Source organism: Streptomyces sp. NPDC037401 (assembly GCF_055602345.1).
The window spans coordinates 1-22,130 of record NZ_JBVJWO010000056.1 but is presented as its reverse complement, the minus strand read 5'-3'; the positions used below and the strand labels follow the sequence as shown (position 1 = coordinate 22,130).

The window sequence follows — 22,130 nt, the reverse complement described above, 5'->3', positions numbered from 1 at the left end:
TGAGGGGCCCGCTTCCTGAAGTCGCTGAGGCGGGATGTCACACGTGGCCCGCTGCTCCGGTGAACGGGTTCGTGCTGATGCCCCTCTTCGTTCAGCCGGGTCAGGAAGCAGGAGCCTTCGATTCGCGCTGGTAGATGTCGGGGATGCCGTCGGCGTCGGCATCGAGGTTCTCTTCCTCGTACAGGCGCTTGTAGACGGTGTTGCGGCGGCGGAGCAGTACGGCCGCCAGGACGGCGGCGGTGACGGAGGCGATGAGTACGGCCGCCTTGACGTGCTCTCCTACGGCTGCGCCGGGGAAGGCGAGCTCGCCGATGAGGAGGGCGACGGTGAAGCCGATGCCTGCGAGGACTGACAGCCCGAGGACATCGGCCCAGGCCAGGTCGGGGTTGAGCTCGGCTTTGGTGAAGCGGGCGGCGAGGTAGGTGCCGAGGAAGATGCCGAGGACCTTGCCGACGACGAGTCCGATGACGACGCCGAGCGGTTCGGGGGTGGTGAACACCTCTGCCAGGGCGGGTCCGGAGATGCTGACGCCCGCCGCGAAGAGGGCGAAGAGCGGCACCGCGACACCGGCGGAGAAGGGGTGCATCAGGTGCGAGACCCGGGATGCGGGGGAGGCGGTCTCGCCCTTGTCGCGGGTGGTGCGCAGGATGAGTCCCATGGCGACGCCGGCGACGGTGGCATGGACGCCGCCGTTGTACATCAGCGCCCAGATCGCGATGCCCAGGGGCACGTACCACCACCAGCCCCGGACCCGGTAGCGCTGGAGGAGGTAGAAGACGACGAGTCCGGCGAAGGCCCCGCCGAGCGCCCAGAGGTTGAGGTCGCTGGTGAAGAAGACCGCGATGATCAGGATGGCGCCGAGGTCGTCGACAACGGCGAGGGTGAGGAGGAAGGCGCGCAGCGCGGCGGGCAGGTGGGTGGAGATGACGGCGAGGACGGCGAGCGCGAAGGCGATGTCCGTGGCCATGGGCACCGCCCAGCCGTCGAGGCTGCCACCGCCTGCCCAGGCGGTCGCGGCGTAGAGCGCGGCGGGCACGGCCATGCCGCAGAACGCGGCGATGACGGGGAGGGCCGCTGTTGCGGGGGTGCGGAGCTCGCCGACGACGAGTTCGCGTTTGAGTTCGATGCCGGCGACGAGGAAGAAGACCGCGAGGAGTCCGTCGGCGGTCCAGTGTCCGACCGAGAGGTCCAGGCCGAGGGCGGGTATGCCGAAGTGGAAGTCGCGTATCGCCTCGTAGGTGCCGCTGAACGGGGTGTTGGCCCAGATCAACGCGATCACGGCTGCGGCGAGGAGAACCAGCCCGCCCACGGTTTCGGTGCGCAGGGCGGAGGCGATGGCCTGCCGCTCGGGCCACGGCATCAGGCCGAAGACGATACGCGGGCGCTGATCACTCATGGGGGTGGCCTTCCGGGGCGTCGGCTGAAAATGGGCACACGGCCCCAAGGACGCCGACCAGACTTCCCGGCACACCGCGCGTCGCGGGCAGGCAGCTGCCCCTTGACGCGTTCTTTACACCTTATCCCGGGTCGCCGGATCCCACCAGAGGGGTTCTCACCTGCTGAAACGCAGATGAGCGGGCTCGTACACACCAAGGCGCAAGGTGTGTACGAGCCCGCTCAGGAGCCGGGCCGCCGGGGGGACGGTCAGACGGTGGTCTTCACCGGCTCCTGGTCTTCGTCCTCGTCCGAGTCCGTGTCGAGGCCGGCGTCGCGGCGGCGGACGAACTCGAGGAAGTTGTTCAGCTCCCGCTTGACCACGGGGGCGAGGAGGTACAGGCCGATGATGTTGATGACGGCGAGCATGAAGAGCACCGCGTCGGCCATGTCGATCAGGGTCTGCAGGGTGAGCAGCGAACCGGCGACCGCGAACAGGGTGTAGAAGACCTTGAAGGTCAGCTCGCTGGTCTTGCTGCGGCCGAAGAGGTGCGTCCACGCCTTCATGCAGTAGTAGCCCCAGGTCAGCACGGTGGAGATGGCGAACAGCATCACCGCGATGGTGAGGATGTACGGGAACCAGGGCAGGACCGTGGCGAAGGCGTCGGAGGTGATGGTCACGCCGCCCGGGCCTTCGCCCTTGCGGGCCTCGCCCCAGCTGGCCGGGTTGGCGATGACGATCGTCAGGGCGGTCATCGTGCAGATGATTACGGTGTCGATGAACGGCTCCAGCAGCGCGACCAGGCCCTCACTGGCGGGGTGCTTGGTCTTGACCGCGGAGTGGGCGATCGGGGCGGAGCCGAGACCGGCCTCGTTGGAGAACGCGGCCCGCTTGAAGCCGACGATCAGCGCGCCGAGAACACCACCGGCGACACCCTGCGGGTTGAAGGCGCCCTCGATGATCGAGGAGATCGCGGAGGGCACCGCGGAGACGTTCACCAGGATGACCACGAGGCAGGCGACGATGTAGATGCCGGCCATCGCGGGGACGAGCTTGCTGGTCACGGAGGCGATCGAGCGGATGCCGCCGAGCAGGACGATGCCGACCAGGGCGGCGATCAGGATGCCGAAGAACAGCGCGCCGGCCGAGGAGCCCATCATGCCGCTGTCGCCACCGGTGACAGAGACGAGCTGCGCGTAGGACTGGTTGACCTGGAAGAGGTTGCCGCCGAAGAGGCCGAAGAAGAGGATCATCACCGAGGCGAGGACACCCAGCACCTTGCCCAGCTTCAGGCCCTTGGCGCCGAAGCGGTCGGCCAAGCCCTTGGGCAGGTAGTGCATCGGGCCGCCGGAGACCGTGCCGTCGGCGTGTACCTCGCGGTACTTCACGCCGAGGGTGACCTCGACGAACTTCGTGGCCATGCCGAGGAGACCGCAGAGGATCATCCAGAAGGTCGCGCCCGGACCGCCGATGGAGACGGCCACGGCGACACCGGCGATGTTGCCGAGGCCGACGGTCCCGGAGACGGCCGCGGTCAGCGCCTGGAAGTGGTTGACCTCACCCGCCGAACCGTCCTCGTCGTACTTGCCGCGCACCACGTTCACGGCGAGGCGGAACTTGCGTATCTGCACCAGGCCGAACCAGCCCGAGAAGACCAGACCGGCCACGACGAGCCAGGCCACGATCAGCGGGATCTGTGTCCCGTTGACGGGGACGGAGTAGAAGACGATGTCTCCGAGCCACTTGGCGATGGGCTCGAAGAATCCGCTGACGGCTTCGTCTACGGAGGTGGTGATGGTGTCGAGTGACATCTGGCAAAACCTCGATGGCGCAGAGCCGGCGCAGTGCGGTGCGGCGGCTGTGGATGCGGGCTTTGAGCGAACGCCGTTGTCCGGTCGGCGACCCTGGTCGTCTCGATCCGTGGACTCGGAGCGGGACTTCCCTGGTTCGTACGTGGCCGGTGCGTGCCGGCTCTCCGCAAGCGGCGAGGGGTGGTGCCGAAGCGGAGTTGCGTATTCATAGCACGGCCTTTACGAGATCTTTAGTGACGCAGATCACTGCTGCGGGCGGAGGGTGTGCGATTTGCAGGGCCGGTGATGCGATCGTTATCCGGATTTGAGGTTTTGCTGAGCGGACGCGGCATGCGTGGCGAGGGCTCCCCGGGAGGCCGGCCACGGCGCTGAGGCGACGAGTGACGGGGTAGGGAGTCCGCATGAACTGGCTGATCACCTTCGCGGGCGCGGCCCTGGTGCTGTTGGTCCTGCGGGACGTGTTCCACACCCTGTGGCATCCCACGCGCCACGGCGGTCTCAGCCGCCTGGTCATGACGGCCCTGTGGCGGCTGGCCGCCTCCCTGCCACTGCGCCGCCGGGCCTCGGGGATCGCAGGGCCCTTCGCCATGGTGGTCGTGGTCGCGGTCTGGGCCCTCACCGCCGTCCTGGGATGGACCCTCATCTACTGGCCGCACATGCCGCAGGCGTTCACCTACGCCACCGGACTGAAGCCCGCCGAGCACGCCGGCTTCGTGGACGCCCTGTACGTGTCCATGGTCCACATCTCCACCCTCGGACTCGGCGACATCGCGCCCGCCGACGGCTGGCTCCGCGTGCTCGCCCCCATGGAGGCCCTCGTCGGCTTCGCCCTGCTCAGCGCCACGGTGGCCTGGACGCTCGGCATCTACCCCGCGCTGGCCCGCCGCCGCGCCCTCGCCCTGCGCCTCTCCCATCTCGCCCGCACCCACCCCACGACGGAGCAGATCGACGCCGACGCGGGCGCGGCCATCCTCGACGGCCTGGCCTCCGCCGTCTCCGTGGTCTCCGTCGACTTCCAGCAGTACGCCGAGTCCTACTACTTCCACGACGGCGACGACCGGACCTCCCTCGCCTGCCAGATCACCTGCGCCATGAACCTGGCCGGCCAGGCCGCAGGCGCCCGCCACCCGGATGTGCGGCTGTCCGCCGCCGTCCTGCGGGCAGCCCTGGAGGACCTGGCCGCCATCCTCGACGAGCGCTTCCTGCATACCGGGGGCTCGGCGCGGGAGGTATTCGAAGCCTTCGCCCACGACCACGGCCGCTACACCGGCGCCGGAACCTGACGTGACCGTCCCGCCCCTCATCCCCTTAGGCCGTGGTCACCCTCCCGCGCGGCGTGCCGGCCGCCCAGGAGGGCGGGGGCCGCCGCTCGGGTGATGGCGCTCTCCACAGCGGCGATTCGGTCGGCGAGCAGGCCGAGTGCGGCGACCGCCCGGGTCAGCGGGTCGTCGCCCCGGCCTCCGAGGGCCTGGCTCCGGACGTAGGACGCGGTGATCGTGGCCCATCGGCCCGCCTGCTCCGGGCTGAGGGTTCCGCGCAGCGCGGCGAGCTTGAGGAGGTTGGCCTCGGCCTCGGCGGTGAGGGTCTGGGCTTCCCCCGTGTAGTGGTCGTCGATGAGCGCGGTCAACTCGGCGTCGTTCATGACCGGCGAGAGCCGGGCCGCGATCTTGTTCATGTTGCGGTAGGAGCCCTGGAGCCGGAACGGCGGTTCGGTTCGACTCGCGTCGCTTTGGGCCGCGGAGGCGATGTAGGCGGCGTTGACCGCCAGGACCGTTGTCCGCGCGGTGAGGAGGTGACGCAGCACGGCGAGGATCTGGTCCAGTTCGGCCGGGGGATAGGGGTGGGAGAGCCGGTCACGGCGGGCGGCGGGGTCCCGGCCGGCGAGCTGGACGAGGAGCTCCAGGTCCGCGCGGTCGCGCCCGGTGAGCGGCGCCAGTACCGGGTTGGAAGTGAGGGCGTTCTCGACGAAGCTGAGCGCGAAGGCGTCGTCCTTCCCCGTGAGGACGTCGCCCAGGTTCCAGACGTCGGCGCGATTGGCGAGCATGTCGGGGACGCGGAAGCGCTGCCCGGACTCGGTGTACGGATTGCCGGCCATGCACACGGCGAACCGCTTGCCCCGCAGGTCGCGGCCGTCCAGCGTACGGGTCGTGTCGCAGAGCGGGATGAACTTCTGGAGCAGCTCGGGCGAGGTGTGCTGGATGTCGTCCAGGTAGAGCATCACGTTGTTGCCGGCCTGCAGCGCGAAGGCGATCTTCTCCAGTTCGCGGCGGGCGGTGGCGTCCGGGGCCGCTTCAGGGTCGAGGGAGGTCGTGCGGTGTCCGAGGGAGGGACCGTCGATCTTGACCAGGAGCAGCCCGAGGCGCTCGGCAACGTACTCCACGAGCGTCGTCTTGCCGTATCCGGGCGGCGAGATGAGCATCAGCAGTCCGCTGCTGTCTGTGCGCTTGTCCTTCCCGGCCGCTCCGATCTGCTTGGCGAGGTTCTCGCCGATGAGAGGGAGGTACACCTCGTCGACCAGCCGGTTGCGGACGAAGGAGGACATGATCCGCGGACGGTGGGCATCGACTCGGAGCCGCTCGTTCTCGACCGCGGCGAGGACACCGCGCTGCCGCTGGTAGGCGCGGAAGCCCGGCACTTCGTGCGTCGCGAAGTCGGTGTTACGGGCGAGGAATTCGTCCAGGCGCAGGACGAGGGAACGTCCGTTGATCCGGGGGTGGGAGCCGAGCAGCCCGGATACGGTCGCGGTGGCGCCGCCGGTGGCGTCGTAGCGGTCCAGCCCAGGGCACAGCTCGACGGCGACGGCCTCGGAGATGTCGTCGTCGGCGATGTCCTCTCCGCAGGCCGCCGCGTAGGACGTGAGCCAGCCTTCGACGAGCTGGCTGCGGGCCGCGAGATCCGGGAGGGCGGCGAGGTCCTCGTCATAGGGCGAGGCGCCCACGCTGCGGCGGAACTTGTCGAGGAGGGTGCGGGCCGTTGAGGACACCGCGAACCCGGCCGGTTCGCAGGCCAGCTCCTCGAAGAGGTACCCGGCTGCGCGGGCCGGCTCAGTCGTGTCGGGGGCGAAGGCCACGATCCTCCGGGCAAGTTCACCCTGGAAGGTGTCGAGCGCCGCACTGGGACCGAAGGTGTCGCGGGCCCGGGCCAGGGAGACGGCCCGGCGGGTGAGAGAGGAGCGTTCCTCCGAGGTCGCGCCATGTGCCCAGTACAGGGTGGCGACCGCCCTGTCCCGGGGCGGGTAGCGCAGCAGCCCAGCGGTCTCGTGCAGGTCCAGCAGCACGCGCAGAATGGCGACCGCGTCGTGGTCGTGCACGCCTCTTTCGTAGCCCTCGTCGTACGCGGACTCGGCGGCCTGCCGTACCAGGAGATCCAGGTCGGCGGCGGCGAGCGCGGCGCTCCCGTGCTCGGCCAGCAACCTGGCCGCCAGGTACTCGGCCCGGTACACCCCGGCAGACTCGGACGGCAGCAGCCGCTCCCAGAACGGCCGGGTGGCGGCGAACTGGGGATCGGTGACGGGGCGGCGGTAGTCGGTGCCGGTGAGTGCGAACGCCAGGCCGTCCCCATCTGGTACGAGGGTCAGTTCGGCGGCCTGCCGGGTGACCGCGAACCGGTGCCGGCCGAGGCGGATCGTCTCGCCGCCGTCGGCGAACAGATCCGTACGGTCGCGCAGCGCGCGCCCGGCCTCCTGACGGGCGGCCGAGAGCAGGCCCGCCAACTCCTCCGCATGCACGGTGTCACCCAGTTCGCGCAGCTCGTCGGCCGTGCGGCGGACCTTGGCCACCATAGGGTCGGAGGCGAAGTACGTGTGGACGGCGTCGGCGCTGTCCAGTGCCGCAGCCCGGCGGGCAATCGTCTCCAGCACGCGTCGTGCCGAGTCGGCGAGCCTTTCGGCGCGCCGGGCGCGGGCGTCCTGGAGTGTCTGCCGGCGGGTCGCGAAGGCGTCGTGTACCTCGGACCGCTTCTCGGCGATTTCGGCCAGGAACCCGTCGTGCTCGGCGTAGCGCGCATCCAGGTTCTCCAGCCTGAGCAGCAGGCGCGCGAGCTGGGATGCACATTCCTCGGGCGTGCCGGCCGCCGCCAAGGCGGCGTTGACGGCCTGGCCGAGCAGGGCGAACTCCGCGGTGAACCCGGCGCGTCCCTCCCGGTCGAGCAGCTCCCGGCGCCGGGCCGCGGCCGCCGCGAGGGCCGTGTTCACACCTGCGAGGACCTCCGCGATGCGTGCCAGGACGGCGGTACGGACCCTGGCGTCACCGGTGTCCAGGTCCGCGACCACCTCGGCGAGCGCCTGAAGGCCGAAGCTCCGCTTCTCCAGGCGTTCGCGGAGGGGGACGGTCTCGGCGACGGTGGGGACCGTCTCGGCGTCGGCGGCGAGCTGTCCGGCCTCGACCGCGTGCGCGTCGAAGGCGTCCTCGCGCGAGAGGAAGGCCACGGCGCGTTGCCCGGCGGCGGCGATGTCGGCCGTCACATCCTCGCTCAGGGTTTCGACGGCCGTGGTGTCGGCGTACCGCATCTCGGCGAGCGTCAGCAGGTGTCCCTGGGCCCGGCGCAGTTCGGCGATGCGCTCGATCCACTCCTCGGCGGTGGCCGGTGACTCGCCGCGGACGCGGCGCACCAGTCGCGCGATGCTTTGGGCGGATTCGGCGAGGGCTTCGGCCGCCTGCCGGGTGAGGGCCGTGACGGTTGTGAACTCGTCGAGGACCTGCTCGGCGGTGGCCCGGACCGCCTCCAGCGAACTGCGCAGGTCACCGGCCTCCGTGTCGCCCAGCCAGGAATGCTGGTCGGCGGTACGGACGCAGGCGGCGAGCAGTGCTTCGTACACCGGGCCGCCAGGCGTGGAGCTGGTCTCGGTCGCCTGGCGGGCGACGGCCAGGCAGTCGGCGATGCCCCGGACCAAGTCGGCGTTGCCGATCCGGCCGAGGAGACCGTTTCCGGCCGGTGAGGGGTGGACGTCGGAAGTGAAGGGGGTTTGCCAGGTCTGAACCAGGTGTGTTCGGGCCGGCTCGTCCGTACCGGCCCGCAGGACGACGAGGGTTCCGTCGTCGAACAGTGCGTGGCCTTGGCAGGAGATGGGCGCGGACACCTCCTTGCGGATCACGTTGTACGGGAGGAGTAGGGTGCGCCCTTCGGCGCGGGCATGGAAGGCGAACAGCACGTCCTCGCCGTTGGGGGAGCGGACGGTCCGTTCGAACTCCAGGCCTGTTGGGTCCGCGGTAGCGGGGTCGAAGGTCCGGACCGTGCCGGAGCCGAGGCAGTAGCCACCCGGAAAGACGATGCCTTCGTCGTCCGGCAGCCGCCGGCAGGACTGCCCGATGCCGTCGAGCCGGACCACCGTGCCCGTCACGGAGTTGAAAACCAGGTGTCGCCGCGCCTCCTCCTTGTACGGGCGGATTCGGAGCAGGATCAGCGGGCCCACGGCGGCGTACGCGATCTCGGCGTCGGCCAGTGACTGGAGCGGCTGGTGGACGGGCTCGTGGTGGACGCCTTCCTCCGACTCGGTGTCGTCCTCGGTCTTCACCGTGAGCGCGCCGCCGACCGTCGAGACGAAGAGGCGACCGTCGATGGAGACGTGCGGGTGGCGGCCCTGGACGTGGTCCTGTCGGGTGGTCTCCCGCCATGCCACGTCGTACGCCGGCGGGAGTACGTAGTCGCGCTCGCCTTGGGCGTCCAGGAACCGGGCTCGGCCGTCCGGGGTGAGCGACCAGCGCAGGACGCGGATGTCCTCGGCCAGCTCCCCGGTCCGGAACACGGCGAGCAGTTTGCCGTCCACCCGGCGCAGCTGGAGCAGCCGCGCCTCCCGGAAGTAGCGGTGGAGCGCGTTGAACTCCCTGACGAAGTCGGGGTCGTCGAGCAGGCCGGGGGCTGCATCGGCAGGGAGCGGGTTGAAATCGCGGTCGTAGAGGGCCAGTACGTCGGACACGACGCGGTCCGGACCGGTGGCGGCGGCACCGTTGCAGCCGAAGAGCAGGACGCCTCCAACCGCGACGAGGTCGCGGGCCGTCCGGTTCTCCTCGGTGCGCAAACGGCCGGAGCCCGAGAGTGCGAGGCCGGTCGAGCCAAACTCCTCGATCCTGGCGATGTTCAGCGCCTCCGTACGGCGGGCGAGCTCCGTGGCCTGCGCCGTGAGTCGGTCGCGCAGCACCTCGTACGTACCGGCGTCCATTGCGGCGTTCAACCCCGCGTTCGCCCCGGACGCCGTCTCCGGCCCCGTAGCCGAGGCCGTACTCGTGGCCGTGGTCATCTGGTTCAGCTCCCGTCGTTCAAGGTGATGACGCGGTCGCGGAGCCGCCGCCCCCTCCGTGGCGGCTCCGCGGCCTCTGACCGCACCCCCGTGTCGGTCAGTTCTTGGCGGTGCCGTTGACGGCGCCGTTGGCAGGGGTGACGGCACCTGCGAGCCCGCTCACCGGCACGTCGGCCAGGCCCAGTTGGCGAGCCTTGGCGATCAGCTCGTCCACCTGGCCCGAGCCGGCGGGCATGAGCTTCATCAGCAGCGCTGACACGGTCAGGTTCTGCACGTCAGATGTGGAGACCGAGCCCAGCACCTTGGTCAGGTCCCCGGTGAAGGATCCGGAGCCGTCCAGCCAGGGCTCCGCCAGCGTCCGGGCGGTCTGGGAGTTGTCCATGAACCCGTCCACGGCCCGGCCCATCGACATCGCGCCGACGATCCGGTCGAAGAACGCCGACTCGCCGCCGATGATGCTGATGTCGGCGCTCTCCAGCCCCGTCGCGAGCACTGTGGCCTGGGCCTCTGCGATCTGCCGCTGCACGTCGAGGCCGGCGAGCCGGACCTCCTTCTCGGCCTCCAGCCGCAGCCGGTACTCCTCGTGGCCGCGCGAGGCCTCGTCCAGGGCGGCCATGGCCGCAGCCTTCTCGGCCAGGCCCTCGGCCTCCGCCTTCAGCTTCTCGCCGATCGCAGTCGCCTCGGCCAGTGCCATCTCGCGCGCGCCGTCGGCCTCAGCCTTCAGCCGCGCCGTCGTGGCCCCGGCCTCAGCCCGGCCGGTCTTCTCGATCGCGTCCGCTTCCTTCTCCCGTACGGCCACCGCGGCCAGGCCCTCGGCGGCGGCCTCCGCCTGGATGCCCTCGGCGAGACGGATCTTGGCGCGGGCATCGAGGTCAGCGGTCTTGTTGCGGGCCTCGGCGAGGGTGAGCTCCTCCGCCGCCCGATGCACGGCGGCCTGCTCGGCCGCCTCCGCCGCCTTGATGTCCTTGACGAGGCGCTCCTGGGCCTCGGCCTCGGCGGCGATGACCACGGCCTGACGGGTGCGCTCCGCCTCCTCGACCGTCCGGAGCCGCTTGATCGACTCCTCCTGCTCGGCGACCGTACGGTCCACCGCGACGCGTTCGCGCACGACCTCGGCGATGTCCCGGTTCTGGATCTCTACCTCCTTGTCGGCGGAGATCCGCGTCAGCTCCGTCTCCCGCTCCCGCGCGATGACCTCCAGCTGCCGGTCCTTCTCGATGCGCTCGTTCTCGATGGCGATGACCCGCTCACGGTTCTTCTGCGCCACGGCCACCTCGCGGGCCTGGTTCTCCCGCTGGATGCCGAGCTGCTCCTCCGTCTTGAGGAAGGCTCCCTGCGCCCGCAGGCGCTCCTCCTCCACCACGCGGGCCGTCTCGGCCTCCTCGCGGGCCCGCACGGTCTCGATCTCCCGGCGCTGCTTGGTCTCGGCGTCGGCCTGTCGGCGCTCCAGCTCCAGGATGGCCTCGCGGGCGTCGACGTTCTGCCGGGTGATCTCCTTCTGCTCGTGCTGGCGGAACTCGTTGGTACGGACGTTCTCGATGGCCGTCAGCTCGGTGATCTTGCGGATGCCCTGGGCGTCCAGGATGTTGCCGGCGTCCAACTGCGCGAGGGGCGTCTGCTCCAGATAGTCGATGGCCGCGTCCTCCAGGCTGTAGCCGTTGAGGTCGATGCCGATGATCTCGATGATCCGGGACCGCAGTTCCTCGCGCATGGTGTAGAGGTCGGTGAAGTCCATCTGCTTGCCGACGGTCTTCAACGCCTCGGAGAACTTGGCGCTGAACAGCTCCTGCAGGGTCGCCTTGTCGCTGGCCCGTGCGGTTCCGATGGCCTGGGCGACCTTGATGACGTCCTCGGCGGTCTTGTTGACGCGTACGAAGAAGGAGATCCGGATGTCGGCGCGGATGTTGTCCTGGCAGATCAGTCCGTCGCGGCCGGTGCGGGAGATCTCGATGGCCTTCACCGAGATGTCCATGACCTCGGCCTTGTGCAGTACGGGCAGCACGACCTGTCCGGTGAAGGTCACGTCGACCTTCCGCATCTTCGAGACGATCAGGGCCTTGCCCTGCTCGACCTTGCGGAACAGCCGGGTCACCGCGATCAGCGCGGCGATCGCGACGACGATGACGACGATGACGAGCGTGCCAAGGCCCGTTGATATGGCATCCACGAGAACTCCCCCATGAAAGTGCGTAGCTGAGCGGCGGCGGGCAGGCCGTGAGGCCGAGCTGTCGCCGTATGTCGTTGAGAGGTGCTACGGGAAGGCGCCGTCCGCGAGATCCCCGGCGTGGCGGGCGGCAGCGATGCCGGAGCGGAGTGGCTGCCCACGAGTGACGGACGGCCCCCGGGACGCCCCACTGCGGCCGTCCCGTGCTGGGCCGGATCCCGCGTCTGCCCGGTCCCGACCGCTTCCGGTCAGCCGGCGAAGCAGCGCCGGGACGGCCCGGGTTCATCAGGGAAGAGCGGGGTCGGGGAGCCCGAAGCGGCCTCGGTGTACTCGTCCACGCTTCCCCCTGCCGTGACCACATGTTTCCGGAGCCCGGCATCAAACGCCTGGGCCATCCCGTTCTTGAGGCATCTTCCGTCAAGCCCGGGCCTGCCCACATTGCTGACCGCTGGCAATCTTTACGCCGTTTTAATGCCGCTGCAGGATGCGGGATCTGACACTTGCGTTAGCATCTAACATTAGTTAGTTGCTAACTTTAGATGGTGTCGATGCCTTCGACGACCGTCGTCGTGACCGGTGCCGGGCCGACCGGACTCGCTCTGGCCTGCGGACTGCAGGCTGCCGGAGTCGCAGTCCGGGTGCTGGACAAAGCGCCCGGACCGGCGATGACCTCCCGAGCGCTGGGTCTGCAGCCCCCGGGGGCCGAGGTACTCGACCGCCTCGGGGCTCTCGGCGACCTGCCGGAACGATCCGTGCCGATCGCGCACGTACTCACGTACGTGGACGGCAGGCCAATGGCGCGACTCCCCGTGGGGCAGCCCACGAAGTTGGTGACCAGACCCGGCCTGCTCATGTCCCAGTCCGAAGTCGAGGCGCGGCTCCGCGACCGCCTGGCCGTGCTCGGCGTCGAGGTCGAATGGGGCCGCGAGCTGCTGGACGTTCGCCAGGAGGTGGACCAGGTCGTTCTGCGCCTCGGCGACGGCGAGCAGCGGGCTGCCTGGCTGGTGGGATGCGACGGCGCACACAGCCGCGTACGCAAGGCCGCCGGGATCGGCTTCCCGGGCGTTCCTGTCGTCGAGCGCTTTCTGCTGGCGGATGTGACGGCCCGGCTGCCGATTCCCAGGGACTCGGTCGCGGTCTGGCTGCGCGGGGACACGATGCTCGGTGTGTTTCCTCTTCCGGGCGAGGACGTGTGGCGGCTGATGGCCCCGGCGCCGGCCGGATCCGACGCCGGACCGATGACGGTGCTGACGGAGTTGCTCCAGAAGGAGGCAGGCGTTCCGGTGGGCGCTGTGCGCGAGGTCCTGTGGACATCCACCTTCCGGATCCACCGGCGCTTGGCATCGTCATACCGAGCGGGCAGGATCCTGCTCGCCGGCGACGCCGCTCACATCCACAGTCCGTTCGGCGGCCAGGGCATGAACACCGGTCTGGGGGTTGCGGAGAACCTCGCCTGGAAGCTCGCCCTCGTCGCCACCGGACGTTCCGAGGACGGCTTGCTCGATTCCTACGAGGCGGAACGCAGGCACGTCGCCCGCGAGGTCCTGGCGTCCACGAGCGCCATGACGGGCATGATCCTCGGACAGACCGCTCTGGCGCGGACCCTGCGAGATCACGTGTTCGTACCCCTGCTGAACCGGCCTTCGGTGCAGCGCCGGCTCTGGGAGAAGTCCTCTCAGCTGACCCTCACCTACCGAGGCGGCCCGCTCGGCGTCGGCCACCACGTTCCCGGTTCCGGCCCCCTGCAAGGCGACCGGGTACCCGACCGGTCCTGCACCCACCAGGACGGCACCAGCACTCGCCTGTACGCCGAACTGTGGACCGGATGGGCCCTCCTCACACCCGCCGGGGTCAGCGCCGACCACGAGGTGGTCGCCCGTCGGCGCCTTGGTGCGGACCGCGTCACCACCCTCACGGCGGTGGAGGGCCGGCAGCACGTCATGCTGGTTCGACCTGACGGCCATCTCGCCCGGCACGGAACCTCCCCCGAAGCTCTCGGCAGGGCGCTGGAACGCATACTTGTCAACGGCGGAGGAAGCAGGCACAACGATTGTCCGGAGGCGACAGGCCCATGAGTACGTCCCCCACGTCGCCCGGGCTGCGGGAACGCAAGAAGGCGCAGACCAGGCGGACGATCCAGGAGCACGCGCTGCGGCTGTTCCTGGAGCAGGGGTACCAGAACACCACCGTCGAGGAGATCTCCGCCGCGGCCGGCGTTTCCCACATGACGTTCTTCCGGCACTTTCCCACCAAGGAAGCGGTCGTGGAGTCCGACGACTACGACCCGCTGATCGTCCGACTCATCCAGGAGCGGCCGCCGCAGGAGGACGGCCTCACCGCCCTCCGTAACGCCCTCGGTCAGGGCCTGGAGGCGGTGTACGCCACCGGCAGCAGGGACACGCTGCTCACCCGTACGCGACTGATCTTCGATACGCCGGCCCTGCGCGCCCGCACCTGGGACACCCAGTACGCAACCCAGCGGCTGTTCGCGGATGCTCTGCGGGCACGGAACCCGGAGGAGAGCGATCTCGCCACCCGTGTCATTGCTGCGGCTGCCCTCGCCGCGGTGACCACGGCACTGGCTGCCTGGGTCGAAAGTGACGGCGCCCAGGAACTGCCCGCCCTGGTCAGCGAGGCGTTCGGGGCCCTGCGTACCACCTGACAGACAGCAGTTATCTGCACGAGTGGTGAAGCTGTGGAACCGTGGGCCCTACCTGTGACGACCTCCCCGCTGCAGCGGGGTTCACCCGTACCGCGACCGAGACCAGGGTTGCGGGCTTTCAGTCGGGCTGACCTGCAGGTGGCGTCTCCGGCTGATGGTGACGTCCCGCGGTCTCGAGGGAGGACGGCAGCGCGCCGGTCGTGGCGCCGTCGGCTTCCGCTGCGTCGGCGAGGGCCTCCGCAGCGGCCTCTGCCGCCTTCGCCGCGTCGTTCGCGGCCTGGATGGCCAAGTCGTCCGATGACGTCCGGCGGGTGGCGGCAGACTGGGGGAGGACTTCGCTGAAGGCCCGGGAGACGTCCTGGAGAGCGGATGTGACCTCGCCGGGGATCACCCAGAACGTGTTTCCCGGGCTCTGCGCGAGTTGCGGGAGCGTCTGGAGGTACTGGTAGGCGAGCAGCTTGGGGTCGGGGTCGTTGCGGTGGACGGCCTGGAAGACCTCGTCGATGGCTCGCGCCTGACCCTCCGCCTTGAGGATGTCGGCTGTCCGGTTGCCTTCCGCGCGGAGTACCGCAGCCTGCTTCTCGCCTTCCGCGGTCAGAATCTGGGACTGGCGCTGCCCCTCGGCCCCGAGAATGACGGCCCGCTTGTCCCGCTCGGCCCGCATCTGCTTCTCCATCGCGTCCTTGATGGACTGCGGCGGGTCGATGGCCTTGATCTCCACCCGGTTGACCCTCAGCCCCCACTTGCCGGTGGCGTCGTCGAGTACGCCGCGAAGCTGGTTGTTGATGGTGTCCCGTGAGGTCAGAGTCTTCTCCAGGTCCATGGACCCCACGACGTTGCGCAGCGTGGTGACGGTCAGCTGTTCCACTGCCTGCAGGAAGTTGGCGATCTCGTAGGCCGCCGCGCGCGGATCGGTGACCTGGAAGTAGAGGACCGTGTCGATCTCGACGACCAGGTTGTCCTCCGTGATGACCGGCTGGGGTTTGAATGAGACGACCTGCTCGCGCAGGTCGATCACCGGGTAGACGCGGTCGATGTACGGGATGACGACATTGAGTCCGGGCTTCAGAGTGCGGTGGTAGCGGCCCAGCCGTTCGACGTTGCGGGCGCGGGCCTGGGGGACGATGCGTACCGCACGGATCACAGTGAACACCGCGAGGACCGCGACGAGCAGGCCGACGATGAGGAACGCCGAGATCTCCATGGTTCACTCCCGAGGGTAGACGAGCGCGGTGGAGCCTTTGATCTCGATGACGTCGACGGTTGTTCCGGTAGGAATGACTTGCGTCTCGTCGTAGGCGCGGGCCGTCCATTCCTCGCCACCGATGCGGACCCTGCCGCTCAATCCCGTCACCTCGGCAGTCACGTACGCGGCTCCTCCGACCAAGGCCTCCACACCGAAGCGCTCGCCTTCCCGTGGCATCAGGTGGCGCATGGCGATCGGGCGCAGGAACACCAAGCCGACCGTCGCCACGAGTGTGAAAGCCAGGAGCTGCCATGGGAGGGGCAGTCCGATCGCCGCGAGGACTGCGGTAACCAGCGCGGCGCCGCCGAGCAACCCGAGTGCGGCGGTGAGAGTGAAGATCTCCGCCACACCCAAAAGAGCCGCGGTGATCAACCAGATCAGCCAAGGGGCCATCGACTACGCCTCCCGACGGGGTAAAGGAGAACGCCGCTATTGTCGCTTTTCCAATATTTTACCCAGTTTGTTCGGATGGAATCGGAGCCAAGGTCCCGCCCGGCAGCCCCTCGGCTCTGTCGCGTAGGCGCAGTCACCGGCGGCGTACACGTCCGGGTGCGAGACCGAGCACACGCTGCGGTCGACACTGATCTGGCCGGTCTCGGCGACCTCCAGGCCGCTGTCCGCCGCGATGGAGTGCACGGCGACCCCGGCCGACCACACGGTCACGTCGGCCGGGATGGACGTACCGTCGGCGGCGAACGCCCCTGTCGGCTTGACGGCTTCCATGCAGGAGGGCTCGTGGACGGTGATGCCGAGCTGGTAGACCTGGCGCAGGCAGCGGGTCTTCGACGAGTTTGGTGGCGGTCTCGATGCCGGTCAGCCCCTCGCCGACGACCAGCACGGTGCCGCCCTCGCCCAGGCAGCCAGGCGCTCGCGCAGACGCAGCGCCGAGGGCCGGCCGGTCACATCGAAGGCATTCTCGGCCACGCCGGGGACGTCATGGTGGGCTACGGAGCTGCCGAGCGCGGAGAGAAGCGTGTCGTACGCGAGCTCGCCGTCGCCGTCCTCGCGGGTCACGGCGACTGTCCTGCGCTGGGGATCGACGCCGGAGACCCGCGCCAGGCGCAGCCGTACCCTGCTGCCCGCGAAGACGTCGGCCTCGGCGTCGGCGGGGAGAGCCGACGGGCCAGGTTCCCGGCGGCGAAGGCCCCGGTGTATTCGGCGCCGGGTACGACGATGCGGTGCTTCAAGACGTTGCCCTTGGCTCGTTCGCGTGCCCCTTGAACGGGACGCTGCCCCGATTTGCTGACGGGAGTCGGGTATGACGCGGGTCACCGGGCTGAGCCGGGCGGCTGAGCCGAATCTTGAACTGGAGACGTACGAGGAGTGGGTATGGCGCCCAGCTCCAGCCGCCGGTCTTGGTCCACTTGATGCCGGTGAGGCGATCCGGTAGGTGGTCCGGTCCCGGTAGCAGTGCCCCGGTAGCGGGTTTCGTGAGCCGCCGCTGATGACGTCCCAGATCCTGTGGTAGCCGTCGTTCTGCCAGCTGTCCGCGTCGGAGCTGTAGTGGTTGAGTGGACTGGTTCTCGACCCGGCTGCCGGTGGCGTGTGATTCGACGGTCCAGCCGTGGAAGCGGAGCATGACGACCACGGGTCGGGGCCCCCGGCCCTACGAGAGCAGGGCCCGGACGCAGGAGGTGGTGACCTCGGCTCAGCGGGCCGCTTGTTCCGGGGTGGGGGCGCCGCAGACTCAGAGGGATGCAGACTCCATGCGGTCAGGTGCGAAGGTCCCGCAGTTGGTAGCCGATGGCACCAGTGGCCGCGGCGAGCGCGGCGACGGCTGTCATCAGGAAGGCCGCGGACCAGTTGACCGGGTCGCCGGGTACGGCGGCCAGGTGCGCGAACGGGGACAACTGGCCAACCCACGCCGGCAGTCCGGACCTTTCGGCGATGACTTTCAGCAGGAACCCGCCCGCGGCCGGGAGCGACCCGAGGACGGCGACCGCGCGTGGCGCCCAGCCCAGAGCGAGTACACCGGCGCCCAGGCAGAGGAATGCGACCGGCAGTACATTCCAGGCCCCGGCCAGCGCGGCGAGGAGGCCGAGGTCGGCACCCACGGCCCGTGTCCCGCTCCAGGTGGCGAGTCCGGCGACGGTGGTGAGCACGATGACGCCGCCGAGCGCGGCGGCGATCTCTGCGATGAGCATTCTCGCCCGGGTGAGGGGCTGGGCACAGAGGAGAGTCAGGCGCCGACCGGCTTCGTCGGCGGCGAGCGTGGCGAGCCGGACCGCGACGAAGGCCCCTGCCGGGACGGCCAGCAGCGCGAACAGCGTGGCGGCGTATCCCCGTACGGTGCCGAGCCCGGTGAAGCCGGCCTGCGCGGCGAGGTCGGCGAACCGCGGATTGCCAGTAAGGAAGTCCGTCATGGACACGGCCAGCACCCCGATGAGCAGGTAGTACGCGCCGACACCGGCCGACCAGGCGGCCAGAGGCCGCACCAGCCGCCGCACCGCGAACGCCTGGACCGAGCCGAGCAGCCACATACGCGGTGCCCGGCCGGAGGGCGAGCGCAGGTAGCCGCCGCGGATGTCACGCCGCCCGGCCGCGCCTGCGGCCCCGGTGACCAGTGCCAGGCAAGCAGCCACCAGGACCATCAGAGGCCAGACCCGGTTCCCGTCGTACGGGCGGGTCAGCGCCATCAGTCCGAACGGCGACAGCCAGCGCAGCCACCCCAGGGCGGCGACACCGTCCCCGACCATCCGTAGCAGCATGCCGATGCCGAGCACAGCCACCGCCGCGCCGCTGGCCGACGCTCGTGTGGCGAACATCTGAGCGGTCGTCGCGCCCACCGCGGCGAAGAACACCCCGCACAACGCCAGCCCGGCACTGTGCACCGCGGCGCCGCCCACAGCGGCACCCGCCGCGACCAGGCCGGCGAACACGGCGGAACCTGCGACGAGTGACGCCGACGCCAGGACGGCGACATGGCGTGCCACCACGGTCGTGACAGGTACCCGCCCGGCCAGCAGCACATCCCACCGGCCGGCATCCTCCTCACCCCGGGTGATCCGCGTCGCGGCAAGCAGCGCCCACACGGCCAGCACGACCGCCAACACCGTCCCCGTGCGCCACACGGCGAACCCACCGGCATCGTCCAGCGCCACCGGTTCGCCGAACAGAGTGCGGATCGCTGGGTTCCCCGCCAGCGCCTCCAACGCTGCCGCATCCGCAGGGTCCTTTACGGTGCTCGCGTAGGCAGCCACCGCCACCGCCGACATTCCGGCCGCCAGCCCGATCACGACGAGCGCACCGCGCCTGGTCTGACGCAGAGCAAGAGCAGTCACCGCCCGCCCCGCGTCTGTGGCGGGGCGGCTGTGCTTGGTCGGCGATTCGACGGCCGTCACCGCTGCTCCCCGCCGTAATAGCCGAGGAAGATCTCCTCCAGCGAGGGTTCCCGCACCGCGAGGCTGACCACATCCGCCGCCGCCAGTACTTGCAGCGCATCCCCCGGCGGGCCGGTGAGGGTGAACCGCACCGAGGCCGCGCCGGTCATTTCGACGGCCTCCACGCCGGGCACTTGGGCCAGATCCGGTGGCGCCGCGTTGAAGCACACCGCCACTTCCGTGCGGTGCAGCCGTCGCAACTCCGTCACGGTGGCGACGTCGACGAGCCGCCCGGCACGCAGGATCGCCACCTTGTCGCAGACGGCCTCGACCTCGGCGAGCTGGTGGGAGCTGAGGAACACCGTCTGGCCGTTGTCCCGGGCCTCGCGGACCGCGCGGCGAAACTCGCGTTCCATCAGCGGATCCAGACCGCTGGTCGGCTCGTCCAGTACGAGCAGAGGTGCCCGGGTGGCGAACGCGGCCACCAGCGCCACCTTCTGCCGGTTGCCCGTCGAATACGCCCGGCCCGGCTTGGACAGGTCGAGGTCGAACCGGTCGACCAGCTCGTCCCGGTAGGACCGGTCGGTGCCGGGGCCCGTGCGCGCGAGCAGTTCAAGGATCTCGGCGCCGGCCAGCTGCGGCCACAGCGCTACATCGGCCGGAACGTACGCCAGGCGCCGGTGCGTGACCGCGACGTCGGCCGCGTCGGTGCCGAAGATCCATGCCCGGCCGGCGGTGGGCCGGGCCAGCCCCAGCAGCAACCGGATGGTGGTGGACTTGCCGGCCCCGTTGGGGCCGAGGAAGCCGAACACCTCGCCGGCCGGGACCGTCAGATCCAGCCCGTCGAGTGCCAGTACGCGGCCATAGCGCTTGGTCAGGGATGCCGTACGAAATGCGGGCGAGACCATGCGGGGCCTCCAGTGTCGGTACGGCGGGCACGCGGCCCCTAATCGCCGACCAGACTTCCCGGCACACCGCTGACGAAGATACTCGCGCCATATCACGCCGGACAAGCAGCAGGCACAAGGAACTCCGGCTCTCTCGCCCTACGGTGCGGATACGTCCGGCACCCTGCAGTGCGGGGGCGGCCTGTATCACTACTCGACCGGCTCCACGTGGCCGATGCCAGCCTGGTGTGGACCGCGCGGACTCGTTGCGATACGCGACCGGTGCAGTGAGGGGCCTCAACGACACGCGGTCCCTGCCTCTCCCCATCTGAGAATCTGCGAACCCGTGTGCTTCTGCCGGGCCTGGTCGGAAGGGACCTGAACTCTTGCCCTTCAGCGGCCTGCCTCGTCCGTGGCCAGATCGTCGGCGAGCAGGATGGAGGCGGTGATCCGTTTTCCGACGGGTTCGCGGCGGAGCTGGAAGGTCAGGGCGGAGGCCATGATGATCTCGAGGCCGTGCTGTCCCGCTCGGGTGGGGTCTGGAGGCAGGATCGTCGGCATATCAGGGTTGCTGTCCCAGACGGTCACATCCACGCAGCCGTCTCGGACCTGGAGGGTCAGCAGGCTGGGGCCGGGTGCGTATTTGCGGGTGTTGGTGACCAGCTCGCTGACGACCAGCTCCACCAGGTCCAGAGCGCGGTCCGAGACCCGCAGGCCATGGATGTTCTGTACGTCGGCCAGGAAGGACCGGGCGAGTAGCCGGGCCTCGGCGATGGGCTCATTGCCCTCGAACCCGGCAGAGAGTGACAACGGGCGGGGGAGGGGCGTGGCGTGCAGTTCGGTCTCTTCCGGAGAGGGGTGCCGTTCTGCCGCTGGGCGGTCACCACTCCCGATGCACTGCCAGGTCATGGTTTTCAGACTCCGCTCGACGGTGGGAGGGCAGAGGGCGGCGGCGGTGCTACCGGCGGCGTGCCGAGGCGGCCATGGCGAGGCCGGTGACGAGGAGGGCCAGGCCGATGATGAGAAAGGGGAATCCGGGGCCGGGCAGGAAGTGCATTGCCACTCCGGCCAGGGTGAGGGGCGCGCCAACCGCGGCCATCACCTTTCCGACCTGTCGTTCCGAGATGGCCTGCTCCTTGCTCGGCGCTGCCGTAGAGGTGAGGTCAGGAGTGTCACGGCCGGTGAGGAATGCGGTGAGTGCCCCGGCGAGAAGTGCCCAGGCCGCGGCCGCCCAACCGAAACGCTGACCGCCGATCAAGGTCATGGCCGCGGCGACCGTCGCGCCGGTCGCCATGGCCCGGGCGTTCGTGGCGAATGCCCATTGCCGCCGGGCACTGCCGGGATCCCGGAGCTCGGTGAGTGCTGTCCGGATGACCAGGGCTGCGATGACGATCACCGGCGCCAACAGCGAGGTGTCACCACCGGCCATCAGATGTCGTGTCCGTCCGCGCCGACTGTCTCGGTTCGGGGAGCGGCCGCGGTGATGGTGCGTTCGGGCCCGGGTGGGACACCGGGGAGCGGCGAGCGGGGGGAAGAGGCGTCACGTGGGTCGGCGGGCATCGCGGTTGGCCTTCGGCGTCGGCAGGAAAGGGCGCACTGCCCTAGGGACGCCGACCAGACTTCCCGGCACACCGCGCGCCAGCTCTTGACACGTTCTTTACACCGTATCGACTTGAGGTCGGATTGTCTGCCCCGCACCCGGCCCATGAACACTTCGGTGTCAGGTCGTGATCATCCCTGGCGGGAGGCACACCACCAAGCGGCAATGGCCGACAGAACGAGTGCGCCGGCGGCGACGATTCCCGGCCGCTCACCAGGCGTCGTGTAGAGGGCGGCACCGGTGATCGTGAGGATCACTCCCATAGCGGCGAGCGGTGAGACGGGACAGCGCACGCGAGCGCGGAGGTTCGCTCGGCGTTGGCCGGAATGGGGGTGGTGGCTCATGAAGGGGCTCCTGGCAGGAGGGCTTTCTCAGAGGGAAGCTTCCCACGGGCTGTCCGCCGCGTCCGCTGGTTGTGTCCGGTCTCCCGTCAGCCGGGAAGTGGGAGGCCCGCGGGTACCCCTGGCGCTTCGAGCGGCCAAGCGGTGGAGCAGCCGAGGCCCAGTGGTGGTGAGCTGGACACCCACCAGGGCCGCTGCCCCAGGGCCGCCACCGCTTCGTACAGGTGGAGCTGCGAATGCGCAGCGCCTACGACGCTCTGGCGAACGCGCCCGGCAGGCTCCCGACCAGCAGTGTGACCGCGACGGGCCAGGGAAAGATCTCGATCATCGGTCTTCGTACCCATGGGAGGTGGGAGTGGGGGGGGCGGGGGGGGGGGGGGCCCCCCCCCCCGGGGGGGGGGGGGGGAAAGCCACCCCCCCCGGCCCTGCCTCCACTGTCCGCAGAACCTTTTTGGCTAGCCCCCCTCCCCCCGCCATCGTCTGGCGCAA

13 protein-coding genes and 1 pseudogene are annotated in these 22,130 nt (G+C 69.8%); 3 read left to right on the top strand and 11 right to left on the bottom strand.

Annotation, left to right across the window (positions count from 1 at the left end; all coding sequences use genetic code 11):
• Positions 1-100: 100 nt before the first annotated feature.
• Positions 101-1,396, bottom strand: coding sequence for a Na+/H+ antiporter NhaA (nhaA, locus tag ACZ7H1_RS35725; RefSeq protein ID WP_470792484.1), 1,296 nt, complete (start codon positions 1,394-1,396; stop codon positions 101-103).
• Between the two features lie 248 nt (positions 1,397-1,644).
• Positions 1,645-3,186, bottom strand: coding sequence for an alanine/glycine:cation symporter family protein (locus ACZ7H1_RS35720; RefSeq protein WP_470792483.1), 1,542 nt, complete (start codon positions 3,184-3,186; stop codon positions 1,645-1,647).
• A gap of 401 nt (positions 3,187-3,587) precedes the next feature.
• Here ACZ7H1_RS35720 and ACZ7H1_RS35715 point away from each other — a divergent pair, with 401 nt between their 5' ends.
• Positions 3,588-4,469 (top strand): potassium channel family protein, encoded by an 882-nt coding sequence (locus tag ACZ7H1_RS35715; protein WP_470792482.1) that lies wholly within the window; start codon positions 3,588-3,590, stop codon positions 4,467-4,469.
• Between the two features lie 17 nt (positions 4,470-4,486).
• Here the strand turns inward: ACZ7H1_RS35715 and ACZ7H1_RS35710 are convergent, their stop codons facing one another.
• Together ACZ7H1_RS35710 and ACZ7H1_RS35705 are read right to left on the bottom strand one after the other, a co-directional pair.
• The gene (locus tag ACZ7H1_RS35710) at positions 4,487-9,421 is read right to left on the bottom strand and encodes a DNA repair ATPase (protein WP_470792481.1); all 4,935 of its coding nucleotides are present in this window, start codon (positions 9,419-9,421) and stop codon (positions 4,487-4,489) included.
• Between the two features lie 97 nt (positions 9,422-9,518).
• The gene (locus tag ACZ7H1_RS35705) at positions 9,519-11,588 is read right to left on the bottom strand and encodes a flotillin family protein (RefSeq protein ID WP_470792480.1); all 2,070 of its coding nucleotides are present in this window, start codon (positions 11,586-11,588) and stop codon (positions 9,519-9,521) included.
• A 545-nt stretch (positions 11,589-12,133) separates the two neighbouring features.
• Here ACZ7H1_RS35705 and ACZ7H1_RS35700 point away from each other — a divergent pair.
• Together ACZ7H1_RS35700 and ACZ7H1_RS35695 are read left to right on the top strand one after the other, a co-directional pair.
• On the top strand, positions 12,134-13,660 hold the full coding sequence (locus ACZ7H1_RS35700; RefSeq protein WP_470792478.1) for an FAD-dependent monooxygenase: 1,527 nt from the start codon (positions 12,134-12,136) through the stop codon (positions 13,658-13,660).
• Positions 13,657-14,247: a TetR/AcrR family transcriptional regulator gene (locus ACZ7H1_RS35695; protein ID WP_470792477.1), complete on the top strand. Its 591-nt coding sequence runs from the start codon at positions 13,657-13,659 to the stop codon at positions 14,245-14,247. The genes ACZ7H1_RS35700 and ACZ7H1_RS35695 overlap by 4 nt, the downstream gene beginning before the upstream one ends.
• 118 nt (positions 14,248-14,365) lie before the next feature.
• Here the strand turns inward: ACZ7H1_RS35695 and ACZ7H1_RS35690 are convergent, their stop codons facing one another.
• From ACZ7H1_RS35690 to ACZ7H1_RS35660, 7 genes and pseudogenes are all read right to left on the bottom strand, one after another.
• The gene (locus ACZ7H1_RS35690) at positions 14,366-15,451 is read right to left on the bottom strand and encodes an SPFH domain-containing protein (protein ID WP_470792476.1); all 1,086 of its coding nucleotides are present in this window, start codon (positions 15,449-15,451) and stop codon (positions 14,366-14,368) included.
• A 3-nt stretch (positions 15,452-15,454) separates the two neighbouring features.
• The gene (locus tag ACZ7H1_RS35685) at positions 15,455-15,886 is read right to left on the bottom strand and encodes an NfeD family protein (protein WP_470792475.1); all 432 of its coding nucleotides are present in this window, start codon (positions 15,884-15,886) and stop codon (positions 15,455-15,457) included.
• Between the two features lie 105 nt (positions 15,887-15,991).
• Positions 15,992-16,680: pseudogene (locus ACZ7H1_RS35680) on the bottom strand (NAD(P)/FAD-dependent oxidoreductase); the annotation flags it as partial.
• Positions 16,681-17,205: 525 nt separating this feature from the next.
• Positions 17,206-18,834, bottom strand: coding sequence for an ABC transporter permease (locus tag ACZ7H1_RS35675; RefSeq protein ID WP_470792473.1), 1,629 nt, complete (start codon positions 18,832-18,834; stop codon positions 17,206-17,208).
• Positions 18,831-19,721 (bottom strand): ABC transporter ATP-binding protein, encoded by an 891-nt coding sequence (locus tag ACZ7H1_RS35670; protein WP_470792472.1) that lies wholly within the window; start codon positions 19,719-19,721, stop codon positions 18,831-18,833. Before ACZ7H1_RS35670 ends, ACZ7H1_RS35675 begins: the two co-directional genes overlap by 4 nt.
• A 372-nt stretch (positions 19,722-20,093) precedes the next feature.
• The gene (locus tag ACZ7H1_RS35665; RefSeq protein WP_470792470.1) at positions 20,094-20,510 is read right to left on the bottom strand and encodes an ATP-binding protein; all 417 of its coding nucleotides are present in this window, start codon (positions 20,508-20,510) and stop codon (positions 20,094-20,096) included.
• 148 nt (positions 20,511-20,658) lie between these two features.
• Complete coding sequence (locus ACZ7H1_RS35660) at positions 20,659-21,129, bottom strand: PGPGW domain-containing protein (protein ID WP_470792469.1); 471 nt, start codon at positions 21,127-21,129, stop codon at positions 20,659-20,661.
• Positions 21,130-22,130 lie beyond the last annotated feature (1,001 nt).